We start from the raw sequence: 253 nt of genomic DNA, 5'->3' as shown, positions 1-253 counted from the left end.
CATATCCGAACCGGAAAATCGCCCGTCACGGCGTAGCGGATATACAGGCGTATGACCGATAAGCAGCTTGCCGAACAGTTCGGCACAAGTGAGACGCTATTACAGAAAATGATAAAAGCGGAACACCTGAGCGACAAAACATTACGGAAGTTTGGCCATATCTTCCATTGCACCGAAGACCAGCTAAGGCGGCCGGAAGGTCTGGTTGTCGAGCCGCACAAGGTCAAGCGGCCCGCACTACGCGGTCAGGCAC

General features: G+C 54.2%; 1 protein-coding gene. It reads left to right on the top strand.

Annotated features, from left to right (window positions below; translation table 11 throughout):
• Positions 1-51: 51 nt before the first annotated feature.
• Positions 52-253 (top strand): hypothetical protein (locus SB847_RS21705; RefSeq protein ID WP_410578769.1); only part of this gene is annotated, 202 nt, incomplete at its 3' end.

The organism is Bacillus sp. SIMBA_026, assembly GCF_046535335.1.
Taxonomy (GTDB): Bacteria; Bacillota; Bacilli; order Bacillales; family Bacillaceae; genus Bacillus; species Bacillus velezensis.
Note: the sequence above shows the minus strand (reverse complement) of the source record. Positions and strands in the feature narration are given on the sequence as shown.